At 39.9% G+C, this 20,894-nt stretch carries 13 protein-coding genes; 6 read left to right on the plus strand and 7 right to left on the minus strand.

Going from position 1 to position 20,894, the window contains the following annotated elements; all coding sequences use genetic code 11:
* The first annotated feature begins 164 nt into the window (after positions 1–164).
* From SYJ56_RS17905 to SYJ56_RS17915, 3 genes are all read left to right on the plus strand, one after another.
* Positions 165–614, plus strand: coding sequence for a hypothetical protein (locus SYJ56_RS17905; RefSeq protein WP_323836479.1), 450 nt, complete (start codon positions 165–167; stop codon positions 612–614).
* Between the two features lie 229 nt (positions 615–843).
* Positions 844–1,611, plus strand: a complete 768-nt coding sequence (locus SYJ56_RS17910; RefSeq protein WP_323836481.1) for a 3-keto-disaccharide hydrolase — start codon at positions 844–846, stop codon at positions 1,609–1,611.
* Positions 1,612–1,689: 78 nt separating this feature from the next.
* A complete protein-coding gene (locus SYJ56_RS17915) occupies positions 1,690–3,030 on the plus strand; it encodes a Gfo/Idh/MocA family protein (RefSeq protein ID WP_323836483.1) in 1,341 nt (446 codons plus the stop codon).
* Positions 3,031–3,132: 102 nt separating this feature from the next.
* Here the strand turns inward: SYJ56_RS17915 and SYJ56_RS17920 are convergent, their stop codons facing one another.
* From SYJ56_RS17920 to SYJ56_RS17930, 3 genes are all read right to left on the minus strand, one after another.
* Positions 3,133–3,636: a hypothetical protein gene (locus tag SYJ56_RS17920; protein ID WP_323836485.1), complete on the minus strand. Its 504-nt coding sequence runs from the start codon at positions 3,634–3,636 to the stop codon at positions 3,133–3,135.
* Positions 3,637–3,693: 57 nt separating this feature from the next.
* Complete coding sequence (locus tag SYJ56_RS17925) at positions 3,694–4,191, minus strand: hypothetical protein (RefSeq protein ID WP_323836487.1); 498 nt, start codon at positions 4,189–4,191, stop codon at positions 3,694–3,696.
* 138 nt (positions 4,192–4,329) lie between these two features.
* A complete protein-coding gene (locus tag SYJ56_RS17930; protein ID WP_323836489.1) occupies positions 4,330–5,001 on the minus strand; it encodes a CAP domain-containing protein in 672 nt (223 codons plus the stop codon).
* Positions 5,002–5,348: 347 nt separating this feature from the next.
* On the opposite strand from SYJ56_RS17930, the gene SYJ56_RS17935 reads away from it, so the two are divergent.
* Together SYJ56_RS17935 and SYJ56_RS17940 are read left to right on the plus strand one after the other, a co-directional pair.
* Entirely contained in the window at positions 5,349–8,588 is a 3,240-nt protein-coding gene (locus tag SYJ56_RS17935; RefSeq protein ID WP_323836491.1) for a S41 family peptidase, read from the plus strand.
* Positions 8,589–8,927: 339 nt separating this feature from the next.
* On the plus strand, positions 8,928–14,270 hold the full coding sequence (locus SYJ56_RS17940) for a DUF7379 domain-containing protein (protein WP_323836493.1): 5,343 nt from the start codon (positions 8,928–8,930) through the stop codon (positions 14,268–14,270).
* 5 nt (positions 14,271–14,275) lie between these two features.
* On the opposite strand, the gene SYJ56_RS17945 is transcribed toward SYJ56_RS17940, so the two are convergent.
* From SYJ56_RS17945 to SYJ56_RS17960, 4 genes are all read right to left on the minus strand, one after another.
* On the minus strand, positions 14,276–15,838 hold the full coding sequence (locus SYJ56_RS17945) for a glycoside hydrolase family 99-like domain-containing protein (RefSeq protein WP_323836495.1): 1,563 nt from the start codon (positions 15,836–15,838) through the stop codon (positions 14,276–14,278).
* Positions 15,839–15,934: 96 nt separating this feature from the next.
* Complete coding sequence (locus tag SYJ56_RS17950; RefSeq protein WP_323836497.1) at positions 15,935–16,471, minus strand: GNAT family N-acetyltransferase; 537 nt, start codon at positions 16,469–16,471, stop codon at positions 15,935–15,937.
* 189 nt (positions 16,472–16,660) lie between these two features.
* Positions 16,661–17,611, minus strand: coding sequence for a hypothetical protein (locus tag SYJ56_RS17955; protein WP_323836499.1), 951 nt, complete (start codon positions 17,609–17,611; stop codon positions 16,661–16,663).
* A gap of 2 nt (positions 17,612–17,613) precedes the next feature.
* Positions 17,614–19,122, minus strand: coding sequence for a vWA domain-containing protein (locus SYJ56_RS17960; protein WP_323836501.1), 1,509 nt, complete (start codon positions 19,120–19,122; stop codon positions 17,614–17,616).
* A 629-nt stretch (positions 19,123–19,751) separates the two neighbouring features.
* On the opposite strand from SYJ56_RS17960, the gene SYJ56_RS17965 reads away from it, so the two are divergent.
* A partial coding sequence (locus SYJ56_RS17965; protein ID WP_323836503.1) for an immunoglobulin domain-containing protein occupies positions 19,752–20,894 on the plus strand: 1,143 nt, incomplete at its 3' end.

Genomic DNA, 20,894 nt, shown 5'->3' on the forward strand with positions numbered 1-20,894 from the left:
GATTTTAACAAATTAAAGCTACTGAGATTTTCTTAGTCGCTTTTGTTTTAGTTTGATCAGAGGGTGATGACCCACATTTTGCGTAGCAATATTTACAGCCTTTTGATGATTAAGGTTAATTCTGGTAATTTCGAAGAATTTCAAAGAAAAAGTCTATTCAATCAATGACCAAAACCAACCTAAAAAGTCAATATAGAATCAATTTTTTATGGTGTATTCTTTTCCTAGTTTTTCCCCTTGGTCTTTTTTCCTGCACCAGTGGACTTGAAGGGAAACTAGTCGGAACTTGGAAGGGAAGTGATTTTCTTTTTCAAAAGACGGAAGGCCCGGATTTGGTCGCCACTATAAATGGAGGCTTAGAAAGACAACTGAATAGCAAATTGGTTTTAAACGAAAATGGGACTTATGAGAAGCTGGTGGGTGAATATGATAATGGAAAAGGGACCTGGGTGTTGGAGGATGACCAATTGATCACAAGAGGTGAAAGCGGAAATGAGTTAGTTTACCTGCTGCTTAAAGTCACAGACAAGGAATTGATCATAAGACATGATGTGTCTGTAGATACTCCAAAAGGTCAATTAGTGGGGACAATTACCTTGTCCTATCTTAGATAAAATCACGTTTGGGAAGTTTTTATGGCTTGATTATAAGCAAAGTATCTGCTTCATTGCTATAAAATCCATCAATGGTTTTTTGATTGAGGACAAAATGGAGTAATTTATCCCACTAAGTTCTTTTCCCTAAATAATCTAACCTATGAAATCGATCATGACAACAAACTTCATACAGGGTTTTTATAAATGTGAGATTCCATATGGCCATTAAAAATCAAATTATACCCATATGAAAAAGAGAATATTCGCGCTAGCAGTAACGGCGAGTGCATTAACTTTGAGCCCTTTAGCTATCGCCCAAGAAAAAACTCCGCCAGCGATGAAACCAGAAGCGACGGAATTTTATACTCCAGTTCCGCCTAAAGTAACTCCAGGAGCAAATAATACTGCGCCACCATCTGATGCAATTGTGCTTTTTGATGGGAATAACTTAAATGGATTTGTAAGTGCAAGAGATGGTTCCAGTCCAGCAGAATGGACTGTCGAAAATGGTGAATTGGTGGTAACCAAAGGAAAAGGTGATATCCAATCCAAGTTGCCTTTTGGCGATGCTCAATATCACGTAGAATGGTCTGCACCAACCGAGATCGTAGGTGAAGGTCAAGGCAGAGGCAATTCCGGATTTTTCTTGATGGGAATCTATGAGGTGCAGGTATTGGATAGCTACGAAAGCAAAACCTATACGAATGGGCAGGCAGGTAGTATCTATAAGCAGCATCCGCCATTGGCGATGGCCTTGAGACCTGCAGGAGAGTGGAATTATTACGATATCATCTTCAAAGCACCACGCTTCAACAAGGATGGGATAGTAACTTCACCCGCGACAGTGACAGTCTTGATGAATGGTGTATTGGTTCAAAACCATGTAATTCTAAAAGGTCCAACCGAATATATAGGTATACCAAATTACAAGGCACATCCAGAGAAGTTACCGATCAAACTCCAGGATCACGGAAACCCAGTAAGATTCAGAAATATCTGGGTGAGGGAGCTTTAATTAGTTATTTAAAAGGAGCAGGATTTATTAATTCTGCTCTTTTTTTATTTTATCAATAACCCAATAACCCAAGATACTATGTCCTCAAGAAGAAAATTTATCCAAAACACAATGCTGCTAGGAGCGGGATTAGGCATGCCGAATATCCTGACAGCTGCAGATTTCGGAACCTTTACCCGGAAAATTAAACCATCAGACCAATTGAATTACGGCTTGATTGGCTGTAAAGGGATGGGTTGGTCCAACATGAATGCGCATCTTAAAATGCCTCAGGTGAACTGTGTGGCTTTGGCAGATGTAGATCAAAGTGTACTGGACCAGAGAACAGAAGATGTATTCAAACTTCGTGGAACTCGCCCAAAGCAATATAAGGATTACAGAAAACTTTTAGAAGATCCGGATATTGACATTGTGATTGTTGGAACACCGGATCATTGGCATTGTCTGATTATGTGCGATGCTGTGTCAGCAGGCAAGAATGTCTATGTAGAGAAACCAATTGCCAATACGATTGAGGAATGCCAGCTCATGGTAAAAGCTCAAGAGCGCTACGGCAAAATTGTTCAGGTAGGGCAGTGGCAACGTTCTGGTTCACAATACGCCGAAGCAATCGACTATGTGAAATCAGGGAAACTAGGTCAGATACGTCTAGTGAAATGCTGGGCGTACCAAGGTTGGATGAAACCTGTTCCAGTGCTTCCCAATGGACAGCCTCCTGCGGGAGTAGATTATAAAATGTGGCTGGGACCAGCTCCCGAAAGACCATTTAATCCCAACCGATTCCATTTTAATTTTAGATGGTTTTGGGATTATGCAGGAGGTCTGATGACGGATTGGGGTGTACATGAGATTGATATTGCACTTTTTGCTATGGGTGTGACTGCACCGAAATCTGTGATGGCTTCCGGAGGCAAGTTTGCCTATCCTGATGATGCTTCGGAGACGCCTGATACACTTCAGACGGTATATGAATACGATGGCTTCAATATGCTTTGGGAGCATGCTACGGGTATAGATGGAGGGAATTATGGTACTACAGAAGGAATTGCTTTCATTGGTAATAATGCTACGCTTGTAGTGAATAGAGGAGGATGGAAAGTGATTCCTGAATCTGAAACTGTAGATGGTAAGCGAGAGCCAAAAGTACCTGAAGTACCACATACTTCCGGGGTAGGATCTGCGCTGGATCTTCACGCAGTAAATTTTGTAGAGGCAGTGACAGCCAATGACCCAAAACTTTTAAATTGCGCTATCCAAACAGGAAGCATCGCTGCGATCAACGCCCAAATGGGAAATATCGCTTATAAAACAGGCAAGAAAATCTATTGGAATGCAGACAAAAATCAATTCACAGATTCTGAGGCTAATCAGTTGATCAAAGCTCAGTATCACAATGGATGGAAATTGCCGAAAATATAAATTGGAAATACGATTGAAGGAGTAGAGAGCCTGCGAAGAAATTTGGAGAGTTTTTTAAATTAGCCATGGTTTATCCATGGCTAATTTTTAATTGATTTTCTTTCAAAAGGCCAGCGCAGCCAAGCCTAATTTCGATTTGAGCGGATTGATGGATTTCAGAACCTTGCCAGAATATTTTTTAACTATATCATTTCCGAGAAGCTCTGTCAGGAATTTGGTTCTGTTGTTTTTTAGACCAAGAAAAGCAGTCTTTTTATCATCATCCGATTTTTCACTTTTGTTGATATCTATCAGTTGATCTACAAAGCTGGAATTGTTCATCATCAGTTTGTCTTTTTGGTCTGCGTTTAAATCAAGGCCATCAGTAGCATTTAGAATTCCCAATAGTTGAGTGGAGAGATCCATCTCAGGAAGATCCATTTTCAGCTTAACATCTTGGGCATTTATAGTAGTCGATAGGACAAGAAAGAGGGCAATGCCTAGGTATAATTTCATATGATCATAATTGATTTTATTGCCATCCCGATAGCTATCGGGAGGAATCTCGCCTGAATGATAATCATTTATCCGTGTGTCGCTTGTCATACTCGATTTCAATTTGTGCATAATTTTTAAATTATCGTGAATAGTAAGATTTGGTGATTCAGTCGGCTTAATTTCACCTTATTTAAATAAACCTTTGCCCATATTCATCAAGCCACCTAGATCCATCCCGCCTTTTCCACCGCCCATAAGTGAACCTAGTAAATCCGAAGGAATGATACTTCCCTGACCGCCCTGCATGGATGATATCATGGAGGACATAATGTCGTTATTGTCTTGAGGAGCATCATTCACCCGTTTATTGAAAAAATTCATAATCATAGGAAGCGCAGCGGCAGCTATTCCCATGGCTTGTTCTTTAGAGATTCCTAGTTTATCCATCAGGTTTTGGGACACATCGCCTTGGAGATTATTGATCACTGGAGCATCTGGAGAGGTTTCACTTCCGGAAAACATCTCTTTAATAGCGTTCAGGTCTCCTGAAGCTACTTGTTTTTGTACGCTCGATGCAATCGAATCTTTCAGTACTGACGCTGAAGCTCCTGCCTGATCTTGATTCATCCCGGCGAGCATTTCCTGTAGCGGGCCTTCGGCCATTTTTAACAATTGATCTAACATAATTATAAAAGTTTGTTTGATGTAATTTCTTGAAATTGAAAAAGTAATCCAATAAGAAATATGGATTTTACAAAATTATAACATATTCAGATTATACTTTTCTCTAGAACAAAGTGCGCTCTATTAGAGAAGTTGAGGTTAGTTTTTACTTCCAAAACATTGCACACCCATCAAGTAGGGTACGTTGAAAAATTCGCGGTTATTGAATACTTGAGCCCCACATCCCAACAGCTCGAAATGTGGATTGAGAATGCTCTTCCGATGGGAAGGGGAATTCATCCAGAGCTGCACCACTTCCCGTGCATAGCTTAAATATGTATGAGGGAGAATGACTTCATGTCGGGAATTTGCATAGGTGTACATCCCGCCGCTGCGTGGAATATTGATTTGTCTGCCAGTTTGATATTGCAAGCCTATACTGGAGCTGATATTTTCACCTATTAGCATGCGCTGAATACCCTCGCGCGCAAATCGTTCACCAATTGTTTTTTTGCCTTTTACTCTACTCACATGAGAATAAAAGTTATAACTGACCATGTCATTGGCATGATCGGAAGCTACTTTTTCTATTAAATCGGAATACTCAAAAGGTGTAAGTCCATACCTGATTCGCTCTTCATTAGTTACATAGAACATCGCCGCCTGTAACAATCCACGATCTATCTTTTTGTAATTGATGGTTTGGTTTACAGCAGCTAGTTGGAAAAATTGTTCAGGCGTAAAGCGTTTGTAATCAGAAGAGATCCAGGTTTGGGCAAGCAATGAGTGCGAGAATAGAAGCAGGGAAATTGAGAGAAACCGTAAAGTCAATTTGCTTATATTTTGAAAATGGTCTTTGAATTAATTTGTTCTCAAGACGAAAAATTGGCTAGAATATTATATTTGAGCAAAATTGATTTGACTGAAAACGAACAAAAAAACTGTGCGATTTTGAGACAGTCTGATTTAAGTGTGGTTTTTTAGTATACTTGAAATCAATCACTTAACTTGAATATTCATATGATGGTACTGTTTTTTCTGTATAAAGAATTCTTACGCATCACTACCACTTATTTTATCAATTAAGATCCATATGCTTTTAGGAATCGGGTTAGGGATCTTACTTCTTTTATAACCACTTAAATAAGCAGTTTTTAATCCAAATAGTTTACTTAATTATGAGAAAATTTATTCTTGGTTTGTCGATTTTGACAGCCCCATTGCTAAGCCAGGCTCAGACCGATGCTCGGCTAATGCAACTGCCAGATGTCTCTGAGACGCAGATAACTTTTACCTATGGCGATGATATATGGGTAGTGCCAAAGCAGGGTGGAGTTGCCCAGCGTCTCACTTCTCCGGCTGGTCCGGAAATGTATCCTAGGTTTTCACCCGACGGTAATCAGATTGCTTTTTCTGCCAATTACAACGGAAATTATGATGTATATGTGATGCCTACTTCAGGTGGAGTTCCGACCCGCCTGACTTATCATGGCATGCCCAATGTAGTTCAGGGCTGGACTCCAGATGGCAAATCCGTATTATTTACATCAGGTCGTGAAAGTGGCAAAGAGCGATTTTCACAGTTTTACACAGTCTCTTCGACAGGGGGGCTTCCTGCCAAATTACCTGTGCCCTATGGAGAGTTTGCTTCCTATTCTCCTGACGGAAAAAGATTTGCGTATACCGATAGAAGTCGGGTAAATAGAAACTGGAAAAGGTACCGAGGCGGTACAGCTCCGGATATTTTGCTCTTCGATCTGGTAGATTACAAAACAGAAAATATTACCAACAACACAGCAAACGACGAACTCCCAATGTGGATCGGTGACGCGGTTTATTACATGTCGGACAATGGACCTGAGCAAAGAAACAACCTCTGGAAATATGATCTGACCAGCAAGCAGAATACACAATTAACAGAGTTCAAAGATTTTGACATCACCTTCCCTTCCAATAGCGAAAAAGAAATTGTATTCGAAGCTGGTGGAAGCTTGTATCTATATGACATTGCCTCTGGGGAAGCTAAGCGGGTGGGAATTCAGATTATTTCTGATCAAAAGGCGATGATTCCAAAAATTGTCAGCTTAGAATCTGACCTAATGGCTGCCAGTCTTTCTCCTGACGGAAATCGCGTGATAGCTAACGCACGTGGCGAGCTTTTTAATTTACCAGCAAAAGAAGGCTTTGTTACCAATCTTACAAACACATCTGGAGTAGCAGAGCGCTATCCTGAGATTGCTCCAGATGCCAAGAAGATCGCATATTGGTCAGACGCTACGGGAGAGTATCAACTTACTATTAAAACACTGGGGGTTGATTCTCAAACTAAAACACTTACGAATTTTAAAGATGGTTTTGGCTACAATATCTTTTGGTCACCGGATAGTAAAAAGATTGTGAGTGTAAATCAGGCAATGGAAGTATTGTTGATCGATGCTGTCTCAGGAGATGTGCAAGTGATTGATAATGGTAAATATATGTTTGAAGGCAGTTTGCGAGGCTTTGGAGTGAGTTGGTCGCCTGATAGCAGATACATTTCTTACAGCCTTTCGAAAAATAATAGAGCTACTTCAACACTTTTTGTTTTTGACACCAAGTCAGGCAAGACTTCACAAATCACCTCTGGCTTCTATGCTGATCAAAGCCCAACATTCAGTGAGGATGGAAAATACCTCTTCTTCAGGACAAACCGGAATTTTGATCCTCAATATTCTGACATAGATAATACCTTCATCTACTCCAATACTACCGGCGTAGCGGTAGGTACGCTCAATCAATCGATCCCGTCACTTATTTCGCTAAAAAATGATGAGATCAAAGTAGAAGAAGAAAAGTCTGACAAGGAAGATGATAAAAAGGATGATAAGAAAGAAGAACCAGAATCAGTGGAATTTGAGACTTCATCCTTCGAAAACAGAATTGAAATGCTTGAAATCCCAAATGGAAACATAGGAGGACTGGCTACGCTGGAAGGAAAACTTCTATATGTTCGCCATCCTAATACCGGTGTGGGAGAAGATTCTAAAAGCAGTTTGCAGCTGTATGATTTAGAAGATAAAGAATCCAAAACTGTAATAGATGGAGTAAATGGATTTTCACTTTCTGCAGACCGTAAGAAAGTGATGGTCTTCTCTATGGGCAAACTAGCAGTGATTGATCCTGCTCCTGATCAGAAAATCGAAGAAACAGTACCGCTAGGAGATATGCAGATGACTGTTGTTCCTGCCGAAGAGTGGAAGCAGATTTTCAATGACGTATGGAGATTTGAGCGGGATTACTTTTACGACCCGAATATGCATGGTGTAGATTGGGAGTTGATGCGCAAGCGCTATGGGGATTTGGTCGCGCAGGCAGGTTCGAGACGAGACGTGAACATCATCATTGGCGATCTAATTGCAGAGCTGAATGCTTCTCACACCTATAATGGAGGAGGAGATCTGGAGTCTGGACCTACCTTGTCTGTAGGATACTTGGGAGCAAATTTCGAACTGGAAAATGGTGCCTATAAAATTGAAAAAATAATTCAGGGAGCCCCTTGGGATGTAGAAGTTCGATCTCCATTACTCAAGTCAGGTGTGGAAGTGAAAGAAGGCGATTATATTTTGGCTATCAACGGTCAGGCTATTGATACTAATAAATCAATTTATGCAGCACTGCAGGGATTAGCAGGTAAAACAATACAGCTAACCGTAAATAGCTCAGCCTCCATGACTGGAGCCAAGACTTTTTTGGTAGAGCCTCTTGGATCTGAAGCCCGATTGAGAAATCTTGCTTGGATTAATGATTTTCGAAAGAGAGTGGAGGAAGCTACAGATGGAAGAATCGGTTACATATTTGTGCCAAGCACTGGAGTAGATGGACAGAATGAGCTTTTCCGCCAGTTTTACGGACAGATGGAGAAAGAAGGGATGATCATCGATGAGCGCTTTAATAACGGTGGTCAAATTCCGGATCGCTTCGTAGAACTCTTGGATCGCAAGCCGCTGGCATTTTGGGCGGTTAGGGACGGTGAGGATTGGGCTTGGCCTCAATCAGGCAACTTTGGTCCAAAAGTGATGTTGATCAATGGCTTCGCAGGTTCTGGCGGAGATGCCTTTCCCGATTATTTCCGAAAGAGAGAAATCGGTCCATTGATAGGTACACGTACTTGGGGTGGTTTGATCGGTATTTCTGGTGCTCCAAGTTTGATCGACGGCGGCTCTGTGACTGTGCCGACCTTTAGAATGTATGATCCTGATGGCACTTGGTTCAAAGAAGGACATGGCGTGGATCCAGACATAGAAGTGGTGGAAGACTTCGAAAGTCTTGCAAAGGGAACCGACGCTCAATTAGAAGCAGCGATCCAAGAAGTGATGCGTTTGCTGAATAGCAGTGACCGCTTTAAAGTACCTGCAAGACCAGGGTATGAGAAGCGATAAATCACATAATTGACTATTAAAATAATCTCTCCATAGAGCTGTTCTTTGGGGAGATTTTTTGTTTTTACCAACCCACTGATTCTTCCACGTGATTTTCTATAAGTGCCAGATTATTTGGTGATAATGATTTTTTTACGTTAATAAATTTTAATTTGTAATGAGTTTTCAGATTTAGAGGCACAGTGAATTTTGCGTCAACTATCATTAGGTTTTTGAAAATTCCGAGATGATTTTTTCTCATCTCTAGCTTACAGACTGGGCAGTATGCAAGGCTTTTTTAGCATGTATTGCCTCCCATTGTTGAAAGGATATTTTACCATTTAATACTAATTTTTACCTATGGCTACTTTGAAAATCAAACTTAAAGGACAAGATCATTCATCATTCCATAAAGGAGATGACAGCGGGTTTGAACTCTACCAATTTGATCATGCATACACTGTAGAAAGTCCCACCAGAGGGGATGTTCCAGAACAGATTCTTGAACTTGGAGATAACCATATTATTGAGTTTGATTTTGAAGACGGTGCCGTTTGGATGGGAGACAATGAGACGCTAAAAACTCTTTTCCCCCAAGAACTCAAGCGCTCAGCAGATGGAGATGAATTGTATCTACCAAGTGAATTAGAATCTGATGAGCAGGATAGAGGTGTATTCAAGAAGATGGGCATTAAGCTGTTGAAGGTCTTTGTGAAAAAGAATGTCATACAGCCTAAGATTAGGGAAATGGCCAAAAACCTGGAGGATAAGCAGTTGGCTTTTCCAGGTGAAAATTTCAATAAAGTGGATTATGGTGTATTGGCGGCATGTTCACCTAATATCGAGCTAAGCACGCTAAACTTTAAAGAGGATAATGTGGCTGACCTGGATGTAAATAGGCGGTATTTGCTTTTGCTACACGGTACAGCATCCTCAACAGTAAGTTCTTTTGGCGATCTGAAAGAATCCGAGGAATGGCAAAAATTAAATAAAGCATATGGTGAGGATCATTTACTGGCATTTCAGCATAGAACACTGACAACAAGTCCTTTGGAGAATATTTATAAACTAGTTCAATACCTCCCAGCGGGAATAGAATTGGATCTGCTAAGCCATTCACGTGGTGGACTATTAGCTGATTTGCTAGCAAGATTCTCTACAAGTGAAGAGGGGTTTGATGACTTTGAGAAAGACCTTCTAGTAAAGCATGAAAGGGAGGCTGATCTCAAAGTGATCAAGGATATTAGAGACATTCTGGCAGCTAAAAAGATCACAGTTAGATCAATGGTACGTGTTGCTAGTCCTGCCAATGGAACTACATTGGCTTCTAGTCGTCTGAATATTTTTCTAAACGTCACCTTCAATTTGATTGGACTGACAGTGGGGAGTGTTGGTAACCCAATTTTCGTTGCCTTTAAGGAATTTATCATGGAGGCTGTTGCCTGCAAAGACGATGTGGATGTATTGCCAGGGTTAGAAGCGATGAATCCCAACTCTCCTTTCATCAAAGCGATGAATTATCAGGACTCGGGTATTCAAATTAAATTCCCACTCTTTGTGGTTGGTGGTAGCAGTGAATTGAGCCTAAGCTTTAAGACACTAGTGGTTATTCTGGGCAAGTTTTTCTTTATGAAAAAGAATGACCTAGTCGTGGATACAGAAAGTATGAAATGGGGAGCAAGGCGTGTCTCCGGAAACGTAGCGGTGTATATTCAGAAGAGTGGTACAATCAACCACTTCAAGTACTTTTCAAATCCTGATACGGTAAAGGCATTGGTATCAGGACTATCGGCTGAAGTAGGGGATATTCCTGATAGTTTTGAATTGAAATTAGTAGATATAGATAGGGGAGCAATAGAGATTGGGGTTTACAAAAAGGATAAAGTCGGGGGAGATCGGCCAATAGCAATCGTTATTCCAGGGATCATGGGCTCTAATATTGGAGAGAATGAAGACTTGTTATGGATTAATTATTGGCAATTCCTTAGAGGGAAATTGATAAATCTGGCCTATGATTCCAATGTGAAAGGGAAACTCTCCGCACATTCCTTGATCAAAACTTCCTACGCAAACCTTGGAGAAAAGCTAGCTCAGACCTATGATATAGTCACTTTCCAATTTGATTGGAGAATCCCACTGAAACAGAGTGCAGACGATTTTAAAAATAAGGTCGAGGAACTTCTGGGTTTCAATCAACCAATCAAAATTGTTGCCCACAGTATGGGAGGAGTTTTGGTCCGTGATTTTATTGTTTATCATCAGGAAACATGGCAAAAACTCAATCGCTCAATAGGTTTCCGTGCAGTATTTTTAGGTTCACCTCTTGGCGGATCTTATCGTATTCCATACGTGCTTTTTGGCAAGGACAGTTTGATAAAATTGCTGGGAAAAATAGATATCAAGCATTCCACCAAGGAGCTTCTGGCTGTTTTCTGCAATTTCCCGGGAATTCTTAATCTTTTACCAATGAGTAATAGTAACAGACATGATTTCTCTGATAGGAAATTGTGGGAAAGGATGCGTGCTGCTTCTGGTGATGATTCTTGGCCAATACCTTCAGCAAAGGTTTTGGAGGAATTCGGAGAGCATCAAAAGCTAGTTCTGCAAAAGGTAGACGATATAGATTACTCAAATATCACTTACATAGCTGGGCAAAGCGGAAAGAAAAGCTTTACGATTTCCAATCTGGAAATTGAGGATGGAGAATTGGTATTCTACGCCACGAATGCTGGAGATGAGAGCGTTACATGGATGTCCGGTATTCCTAAAGGTTTTCATGACAAGAACCAAGTATATTATGCAAATGTGACGCATGGAGGTCTTTCCAAGGAGAAGAATCTTTTTGTTGCTATTGAAGATTTGCTGATATATGGAATTACCACAAGGCTTCAAAATAGTCTTCCGAAATCTCGTGGGGAAGAAAAGGATTTTGAACCAGCAGAAACTGAGATTTTTGATATCAGTGAAGAAAATGTGATGAATACCATTTTAGGTATTGAAGAGGTGGAGGAAAAATGGAAGGAAGAAAAACCGATACTTGTTTCTGTGAGTCATGGTGATCTGAAATATGCTAAATATCCAGTGCTTGCAGGCCATTTTGAATTTGATGCGATTCTCACTACCGAACAGGCGATTGACCGTCAACTTGACGGGGAATTATCAAGGTTACATGGCTTAGGTTTGTACCCAGGCCCCATCGGTACCAATCAGATAGTTTTAAATGAAAATTTCACCAAATCATCCTTTCAGGGTGGCATTATAATAGGTTTGGGCGTTCCGGGCGAATTGTCGGGATTTGCTTTGATGAATTCGGTTGAAAAGGGAGTCGCTAGATACCTTACTATTAAAAAAGGGAATAAAAATTCTCTGCCAGATGGGGAAAGTTCAGCCACTACTGGGATTTCCGTCATTGCAATAGCCAACGCGTATGGAGGATTAGCTACTGAAAGTTCTATTCGCGCAATTATTTTGGGAATCCAGCGGGCAAATAGAAATATTCATTCGGTATATAAGGGGAAAATTAAGGGAATAGAAGAAATAGAAATTATTGAGATATTCAATGATAAAGCCCTATCTATTTTGAAAACTATTCAGCGGTTGGAAGTGGACGACAGCAAGGAATTTAATGTGGCGTATAAGGAGAAAGGACTCCGTTACAAACTGGGCAGACGTTGGAGAATTCCCTATGAGAATACGAAAGACTGGTGGACAAGAGTGAGTGTTTGTCATGAATTGAAGTTAAATGATTCGGAAGAGTTTGAGGAAGCGATAAGGATGTCCATTGCTTCAAATGGAGCAAGTGAAAAAGTGGAGTATATGCCAGCCAGTGACAAGACACTTGAAGTCTTATTGAAAAGAATGACGCTTGAAAATCAATATTCTCCTGAGATAGCCAAAACGATGTTTGAACTCTTGATTCCATATGAGTTCAAGGAGGAAGTGAAGCGACTCAATAATGTCTCTTGGATATTGGACTTGGCTTCTGCGGAATATCCTTGGGAAATGATTCAGGAAGATGTAGATGCAGTCCCGATTTGTGTGCACACTGGGATGATTCGTCAATTGTCCACGATGCAGTACCGCAAAAAAATAGCTCGTGTAACCACCAAAACTGCCTTAGTAGTAGGAGATCCTATTCTGGACAAGTTTATGCCACAGCTTCCTGGAGCCAAACGGGAAGCAGAGACTGTAGTCAATATTCTTAAGAAAAACGACTATGAGACTCAAAGCTTAATTAGCAGTACAGCATCCGATATTATCCTGAAACTTTTTTCCAAAAGCCACAAAATTATTCATCTCGCAGGACACGGTGTATTCAAGCACGGAGCAAGTCGTTCCACTGGAATGGTTATAGGCGATAATACCTTTCTGACACCTGCACAGATCGCAGGAATGAGTTCTTCGGCAGAATTGGTTTTTGTAAATTGCTGTTACCTCGGATTGATGGATAGGGAATCAGAAGAGAGAAGTCAGTATAGAAATAAATTTGCCGCCAATATTGGTACACAATTGATCAATAATGGAGCTAGGGCGGTGATTGTGGCAGGCTGGGCAGTAGATGATGCGGCTGCGCTGGAGTTCTCTAGACAGTTTTATGAAAATATGTTTGATGGCTTGGGATTTGGGGAGGCTGTAAAGCGGGCTAGGAAAGAAATTTACAAAGAGTACGGTCGCAGGACAAATACTTGGGGAGCTTTCCAATGTTATGGAGATCCTTTTTATAAGCTGTCAGAAGATGATGTTTGGAGAGGAAATGAAGATGAACTACTGGTTTGTGAGGAAGTAGAAATTGAATTGAAGAATACCCTAGAATCAATGGATGCCAATGAATATGATCATGAGGGAGTTCTCTGTAGAATTGATCATGTCTTTGAGAAAATGCAAAGTAGAAATATGCTCAATGATAAAATCAATGAGCTATCTGCCAGTATTTATGCAGGACTGCAGGAATATGAGAAATCTTGCACTTGCTATGAGAAATTACTGAATTCCAAGAAATCAGCATTTACCATCAAAAGTTTTGAAAGGTATTGTAATACACTCGCGAAGCTAGCTTTACAGAAATATGCTGTTAAGAAAATCGAGTTAAAAGAGGCCGTGGAAATGATCGACAAAGTCATCATCGATCTTGGAGGATTGTCAAAACATTTCGGTGAAAGTGCTGAGAGATGGAGCTTGATTGGAAGTGCATACAAACGGAAAATGCATGTTCTAAGAGATGCACCGATGGAAGAACTTATGGAAGCGATGTCTCAATCTATTAATGCCTATAAGCAGGCAAGTAAGTTCTCCGGAAATAGAGACGCTTATCCGCTCACAAATTGGTTGACTCTTACCCGTCTTCAGCTTTTACTACAGGATAAAAAAGGGCTAAAGAATATCGATTTGGATGCGAGAAAGGCAATTCAAAAGATTTTTGATGAATTAAAAGAAAGCGAATTAAAATCTGATGATTTTTGGAAAATGGCTCATTATGCAAATATCATGTTAACGCAGTTCCTAATGGGAATTTCAACTGCGAAGAAAGAAGAGATCACTACTGAATACTTGAAACTTTGGAAGCTTGCAGGTAATAAAGGCCAGAAAGTAGCCGAACTGGAGCACTTTGAAATAATAGGTTCAGTTTTGAAAAAGGTTAAAAGTGAAGATAAATTGATGGCAGATTTTAATGAAATTATGAAAAAGCTAGAAGAAGCACTTTAACCCCTTTAATTTCCAAATATAGATTGAATAGCTTCCAAATAATCAAATCTATGCCCTTCTGTAGGTTCTATGTAATTGCCTTCTAGATATTCGTTCCAGCAGCAGATCATTACCGTGTTTCCGTTGCTGGAACGATATTTTTTTGAAGTTTGCTGAGCGTCTTTTAGCATAGCAGTGAAGGAACTTTTGTAACTATGAACCCGGTCTTTTTGGGGTTCACTTGGGATTCCTGAGGACTGAGGCCATGTGCCACCCGCAGGTCTCATATCCCAGCCCATAGCTACCGGGACTTGATATTCGAAATCCGGGTCATTTTCAAATTTCTCACTCCACATATTCCAATGGCCTCTATAGGTCTCTCGCATATCTGCAAAAGACTTATTGTCCTTATTCATAAAGTCATGATACACATAGCCAGTCATGCCTTCAAAGCCCATGCTTTTCAACCTTGGGACATATTCTTGAAGCAATTGCTTATTTTGGTATGTTCCACCTTCCCAAGGTCTTTGAGGGTTATTTGCTTTCCACTGCGTAGGAAGCCCATAGACTCTTTCATTTTCAAGCATTGGACCAGATGTTACTGCTATAAATTTTATTCCCGGTAGACCTGAATTTTTAGCTATGCGCTGGGACAGATCAAGTAAGTCTTTCATTTTCAATCCGTAATAGGCAGCTCTGGATTCTGCATCCTGCGGAAAGTAAAAATATACCACCGGACGTCCATCTTTTTCCTTCAAGTAATCACCTCGACCAAAGTATTCATCTATCCATAGTTGTGTGATTTTCTCATGTACTTTGAGGTACAGTTCTCTATTAGGCTTCTCACCTTCGTAATTGGCCTTACGAGCTAGCTCTTCTGGAGCTCCGACTTTGAGCCAAAGCATCCAGCGCTCATTACTATCGTCACACCAATTAAGCGCCCACTTCATTTGTTTTTCTTTAGGGAGACTTGCATTTACTTCCAGCATGACTTTCAGTGGGTCACCCCATTCTACCATGCCTGGTACTGCCACCCTTCCGCTTCGATCATTATCTGTTTTCCAGCCTTTTGGATAGTAGATTTTAGACTGTGGACCAAAACTTAAATGATGGAAATAATGACGTCCAAAAAACCAATTGTAAGCAAAGAAATCAATGCCATAGCTTTTCATGTATTCCAATTGCTTCTTGATGACTTCAGGATCATCTCGCTTGTAAAATCCTTTCAGTTCTTTGATGGGTTTTCGGTCTAGATAGGGACCTTCATAGGGATACTTTGCGTTATAAACCCTTCCCTTTGGCCCCCAGACTGCTTTATTGTGCAAACTAGAACAATCGCCTCGTCCAGTAAGGCAAGACCAAAAGCTATCACGATCAACAGAAGGATCCGCTGAAGTATTCCACGATGGCATATAATATACACCTACTAGTTCATTTTCATCAGTATTGATCGCAGTGGATGACTTTAAAGTAATATCTGCCAAACTCTCGGCTTGGCTAGAGTGAGAGAGATGTTTTTTTTGGTCACAGCCGACTACCGAAAGTAGAATGACAATTGAAAAAATAAAGTTAATGGCAGTTCGTAACATGAGTGCTTTTTTATAAAAGTTGTCAATCTGAAGGAGCTTTGGAGCTATGCAGAGCAGGAAAGTAAATGGATCAAAATCAAATGGCCAATTGACAACTCATAAAGTCTTCCTCAAAATCTGAATACCACGATATTTAGGAAGTAATTTTTTGTAATCTAAATGATAAGTGAAAAGCCACTCAAACCCCATTTTTCTATAAAATCGTTGAGCTTGTAGTTGAGTATCCATCACCTCCAGCCAAATGTATTTTAAGCCTCGTTCTCGCGCAGTGGACTCTACTTTTTTCATAAGTAGGGCAGCAATCCCTTTGCCTTGAAATTCTTTACTGATATAAATCCTGTGTAGATGCAGAGAATTTGGAAAATCAATCAAATCAGGGGACTGAGGATATAAATACTTCAAAATGCCAATTTTCCAACCATCATACAGCACAAAATAGTAGTGGCTTTTGGGGTTGTCCAAATCCTTTTGTAAGGCATCAGGATTATACATTTGCTGCAAATACCATTCACCATTATCAGACCAAATATGTTGGTATGAAGGAACGTAAATTTCCCGCATCAACTCAATAAGTTCAGGCTGATCAGCCGTGATGACGTTTTGGATACTAATATCTTTCGAAAGATTAATCATTGAAACTGGCTAGAAACGTGGGTGATAGAATGAAGAACAAACAGCAAGTTGGGGTGTATACTTTCAGTTAATTCCTTTTCAAATAAATGTGTTTCAATTGTCTTGCCAAAATAAATCTAAAGAGATTTTCAATAATTAATTGTAAGTTTTATCGCAGCAGATAAACCTTGAAATTCATTGGCTTAAAAGCTAGGAAAGTAAGGAATATTGGACTAGTAAACCTGATTCGTCTCGCCATTTGATCCATCCTTTTCCAATTGGTTTCCATTGATCGTCTAGGGTTTCCACTTCTACCCAAAAATCTTGAATGGATATGGCTCTCATGAAAGGTGAAGTATTTTGGATAGCAGATGCATTATCCTGTGGTTTGATTTTTACAGGTTGAGTTTTTCCTTCGGGAAATTCTAACATAAAAGTGCTCAGGATGAATTCAGGCCAGAGTATTATATCTCCGCTCCATTTGGACACGTAATATGTTAGTTTTTTTGTGGAGTTGCCTTCTATAAGGATATAGTCCTTACCTATTCGGATGATTTTGAAATAGAGGATACCATAATCAAGCTTCATGTGCTCAGGTTCTAGCCATGGTGGGGCTGTTTTAATTGTAAAATCACCGTGTTCAGTTCGGGCAAAAGTAATGCTGTCTAGTTTTGGATTATCCTCAATAGGCTTATCAAAATTCTGCACAGCATAAAAGTACAAGACATCGCGCTCGTAATAGTTTGGAGTAAATAAGCCTAAGCCGATTGTAAGGAAAGCGGGTTCTATAGTTTTTTTGCTAATGAATTTTACGGGGGTTGTAATCGTCTTTGGAGGTGGAGGAGTAGTCGCTTCCTCGGGCACTTCGGTTTTGGATTTGTAGCGGAAACTTAGAAAGGCTAACAATAAAAGTAGGATAAGCAGAATAATCCAATTGGCTTTTTTGATTTTGTCTATGCTAGCTTTTGAAATCACCAAAATTGCGAGGACTATTCCCCCCAAAGCTGTGATTAAGCCATATCCCAACACAATCGCACCCCCGGCTAATCCTTGGTTCTTTGCAACTCCTGATAGTCCCGCTGCTGCTGCACCTATTATGAAAAACACCATAAATAGCAGTAGATAAAATGCTAAGCTAGATGGTTTGATGTATTTGTTCATTGTTAAAAGTTGATGGTTTTTTCGAATGCCTCACCCGCCATTATCTTCATGACAAATACTTCTTTTTTACCTGCAAACTCTTTGGTAACAGCAGTTACTGTGACTTCATATTCTCCTGGCGTAAGGATAAATTCCCGGGGATTACTGCTGGTTGAGGTGTAGGTTCTCATTCCAGCTACATTTTCCTTTGTATTGGCAGTTTTGATAAACACTGTAGCATCTAGTAGTTCAGAACCATTCAGTACTCCTATTTTAGCTGTCCCAGTTTTATAGTCGTGCAGGAGTTCTGATTTTTCTCCAGCTTTGATCTCTATTTTCTCTTTTCGAATTGTTTTTTCTCCGGAGATTACCAATGCCAGTAACTCAACATCATAGAAGCCAGGGTTTAATTCAAATTCTTTTACATCACCATAACTTCTTCCAGCAGTTACCGGGTTTTTGCTCTCAGCTTCAAAAATTCTGATCGCAGTATCCCANAAGCCAGGGTTTAATTCAAATTCTTTTACATCACCATAACTTCTTCCAGCAGTTACCGGGTTTTTGCTCTCAGCTTCAAAAATTCTGATCGCAGTATCCCATGGTTTTCCATTGTTAGTAATAGTCCATGCCATTTTACCACCATCAAAGCTTATTTCTTTATAGACTATCTTATTTGGGTCAGCCGAAACACCAGAAATTCGAATCGGTTTTAGGTCTGTATTTTCAAGTGCTGTTACTTCAAGGTCAGATGTGCCTTCTGGTAGTGAAATCAGAACGCTGTCTCCATAAGTTCTCTTCAAAGAAACTTTCTTCTTAGTATCTGGATCTAGTACCTGCACTAATGCATCGATCAATTGACCGTTAAGCTTGACAAATAGCCCATAATTCCCTTCAGGCATATCTACAGTAGCAGAAGTGGCTTCCTCAAGTGAGCCTAATAAACCTGCAGAATCTTTTGCATCAAAATATTGTCCATCTCCAGCGGCCGCAGCACATTTGAGTTGTGCTGTTTCATCCTCTTTCAGGCCAAACCCGATAATATGAAGCTTGAAATCTATGCCAGCAGATTTTGCCTCCGTGATAACTTCACAGATATTTCCATCGCATGATTCTATCCCGTCAGTCACTAAAATGATGGTTGCTTTTTGGTCAGACTTCTTTAAATCATCGATTGCCAAATTTGCAGAATAAGCAAGAGGAGTCATTCCCAAAGGTTTGATTTGTTGGATTTCACCAGTCACTTTTGACTTGTCGGTATTGGACAGATCCACCAAATATTCTACGTCCTTGCAATCTCCTTTTTGACGATGACCATAAGCTATCAGACCAATTTGCTGAGTTTCTGGGAGATTGCTTATCGAAGTCGCAAGGACATCCCTAGCGATTTCAACTCTGGTTTTACCTTCCATTGCTGCCCACATGGAGCCACTGGCATCATAAATAAAAAGAATTGGAGAGGTATCATCTTCATTCTGAGCAAAACTAGAAAATGATATGAATGCTAACAAAGTAAGGGTGAATAGTGATTTCATAGCCTGCTGGGTTTTAAGAAAAATGCTTGTGATGATAAATGCCAAATTTGAAAAAGAGAGAATTTTTTTTGCGTTTTAAAACATGATTCTTTGGTGGAATCAGAGAATAAGATATTTAAAATCAGCAGATTAATGAAATTTATATATGAAAAAATGTTCTTTATAATTTTTGGTATGCTTAAACTCTGAGCGAATTATTTGAGCTGATACTCCAGTGATAGATTTTCATAACATCCAACTTTCTCGGCAATACGTTCTTAATCACTTTTTGAAAATCTATGAAGCCGAAAGTCTTAAGGGCTGACATTTTATGATTTTGGTAGATGATGAAAACATCGAATGTTTAAAGATATTTTATCTGCTGTGATCTTAATTCTTAACATTTTTAGAAACAATAAGTTAGCACCATTTATAAAATTTTGCGATGTACAAAATCATTTCAAAATAGGTAAAAATCTCAAAAAGCAAAAAAAATTATATGAAAGACATAAAAGTGCTATTAAAAAACAAAATTATTTACTATTTATGTATTAAATACAATTTATATTCTAGTTAAGCCATTGAAGACTAGTGTTTTTTAGTAAGTGAATTTAGTCAACAGCTTGGACAGGATTTTTTTAAAACAGCCTATGAAAAATTTCAATAAACCCTCAGTTTTTGCAGCATTCAGCTTGGTATTCCTGCTTTTTTTAGGAAATGCTTTCTCTGTAAATGCCCAAAGTGGCACAGCCACAGTTACCACCGATAAGGATGATTATGCTCCAGGGGAGTATGTAATTATTACCGGTACAGGATGGGAACCTGGTGAAAGAGTCGATTTTCACTTTGAAGAAACCCCCAAACCCGAAACCTGTGTAAACTCTCACGATAATTTCGCCATAGCAGATGCTAATGGGAATATTTTTTATGATCAGTTTTTAATTAAACCAAATCACGTAGGTGTGGCATTTGATCTAACCGCCACAGGTCTTACAAGTGGTTTAATAGCAACTGCATTTTTTACAGATGCAAATACGCAGGTTTCAGATATAGGCCCTTCTACGGCTTCTTTTGGGGCTACTGTTATTTTGACAGCCAAATTATCCCAACAGGGTAATGATAATAGTTGTGTAGCATGTGTCGGAAATGGCAATCCAATTTCAGGAAAGATTATAACCTTTTCTTTAAATGGTTCAATATTAGGAACTGGTACAACTGGCACCAATGGCGTTGCGACCTATAGCTGGGTGGTTAACCAACCTGTAGGAAACTATAATGGCTCAAATGGATTAATAGCTTCTTTTGCTGGTGACCCTAACAACAATCCTTATGCTGGGAAATCTAATGCTACGAATTTTTCGCTCACAGCTTCCACTTGTGTACCACCATCTGTTACAAATCCGACTAATACCGCTTTAACGTATGGTCAGAATGCGATATTCAATGTTACTGCAACGGGTTCTGAAACACTTTCATATCAATGGCAGGTGGATGATGGTGATGGTTTTGAGAATATTACATTAAGTGGCATCTATGCCGATACAGATGCAAATCTAGCAACATTGGAAATTGAGAAACCAGGAGTATCAATGAGTGGTTTCCAGTATCGAGTTATTGTTAGCGGAACCTGTGATCCAAATGCTATTTCGGATCCTGCGACATTGACGGTAAATAAAAAAGATATCACGGGCAACTTCACCGCTGACAATAAGATCTACGACGGCAACACCAGTGCGACGGTGTTGACCCGCACGCTGAACGGGGTGATCTCTCCGGATGCGGTTACCTTGACT

Origin of the sequence: Algoriphagus aurantiacus (assembly GCF_035156405.1) — a bacterium.
Classification (GTDB): Bacteria; Bacteroidota; Bacteroidia; order Cytophagales; family Cyclobacteriaceae; genus Algoriphagus; species Algoriphagus aurantiacus.

Bases quoted from the DNA above. Each gene is read 5' to 3' on its own strand.
- SYJ56_RS17905 (WP_323836479.1), top strand. From the start codon at position 165: ATGACCAAAACCAACCTAAAAAGTCAATATAGAATCAATTTTTTATGG.
- SYJ56_RS17910 (WP_323836481.1), top strand. From the start codon at position 844: ATGAAAAAGAGAATATTCGCGCTAGCAGTAACGGCGAGTGCATTAACT.
- SYJ56_RS17915 (WP_323836483.1), top strand. From the start codon at position 1,690: ATGTCCTCAAGAAGAAAATTTATCCAAAACACAATGCTGCTAGGAGCG.
- SYJ56_RS17920 (WP_323836485.1), bottom strand. From the start codon at position 3,636: ATGCACAAATTGAAATCGAGTATGACAAGCGACACACGGATAAATGAT.
- SYJ56_RS17925 (WP_323836487.1), bottom strand. From the start codon at position 4,191: ATGTTAGATCAATTGTTAAAAATGGCCGAAGGCCCGCTACAGGAAATG.
- SYJ56_RS17935 (WP_323836491.1), top strand. From the start codon at position 5,349: ATGAGAAAATTTATTCTTGGTTTGTCGATTTTGACAGCCCCATTGCTA.
- SYJ56_RS17940 (WP_323836493.1), top strand. From the start codon at position 8,928: ATGGCTACTTTGAAAATCAAACTTAAAGGACAAGATCATTCATCATTC.
- SYJ56_RS17945 (WP_323836495.1), bottom strand. From the start codon at position 15,838: ATGTTACGAACTGCCATTAACTTTATTTTTTCAATTGTCATTCTACTT.
- SYJ56_RS17950 (WP_323836497.1), bottom strand. From the start codon at position 16,471: ATGATTAATCTTTCGAAAGATATTAGTATCCAAAACGTCATCACGGCT.
- SYJ56_RS17955 (WP_323836499.1), bottom strand. From the start codon at position 17,611: ATGAACAAATACATCAAACCATCTAGCTTAGCATTTTATCTACTGCTA.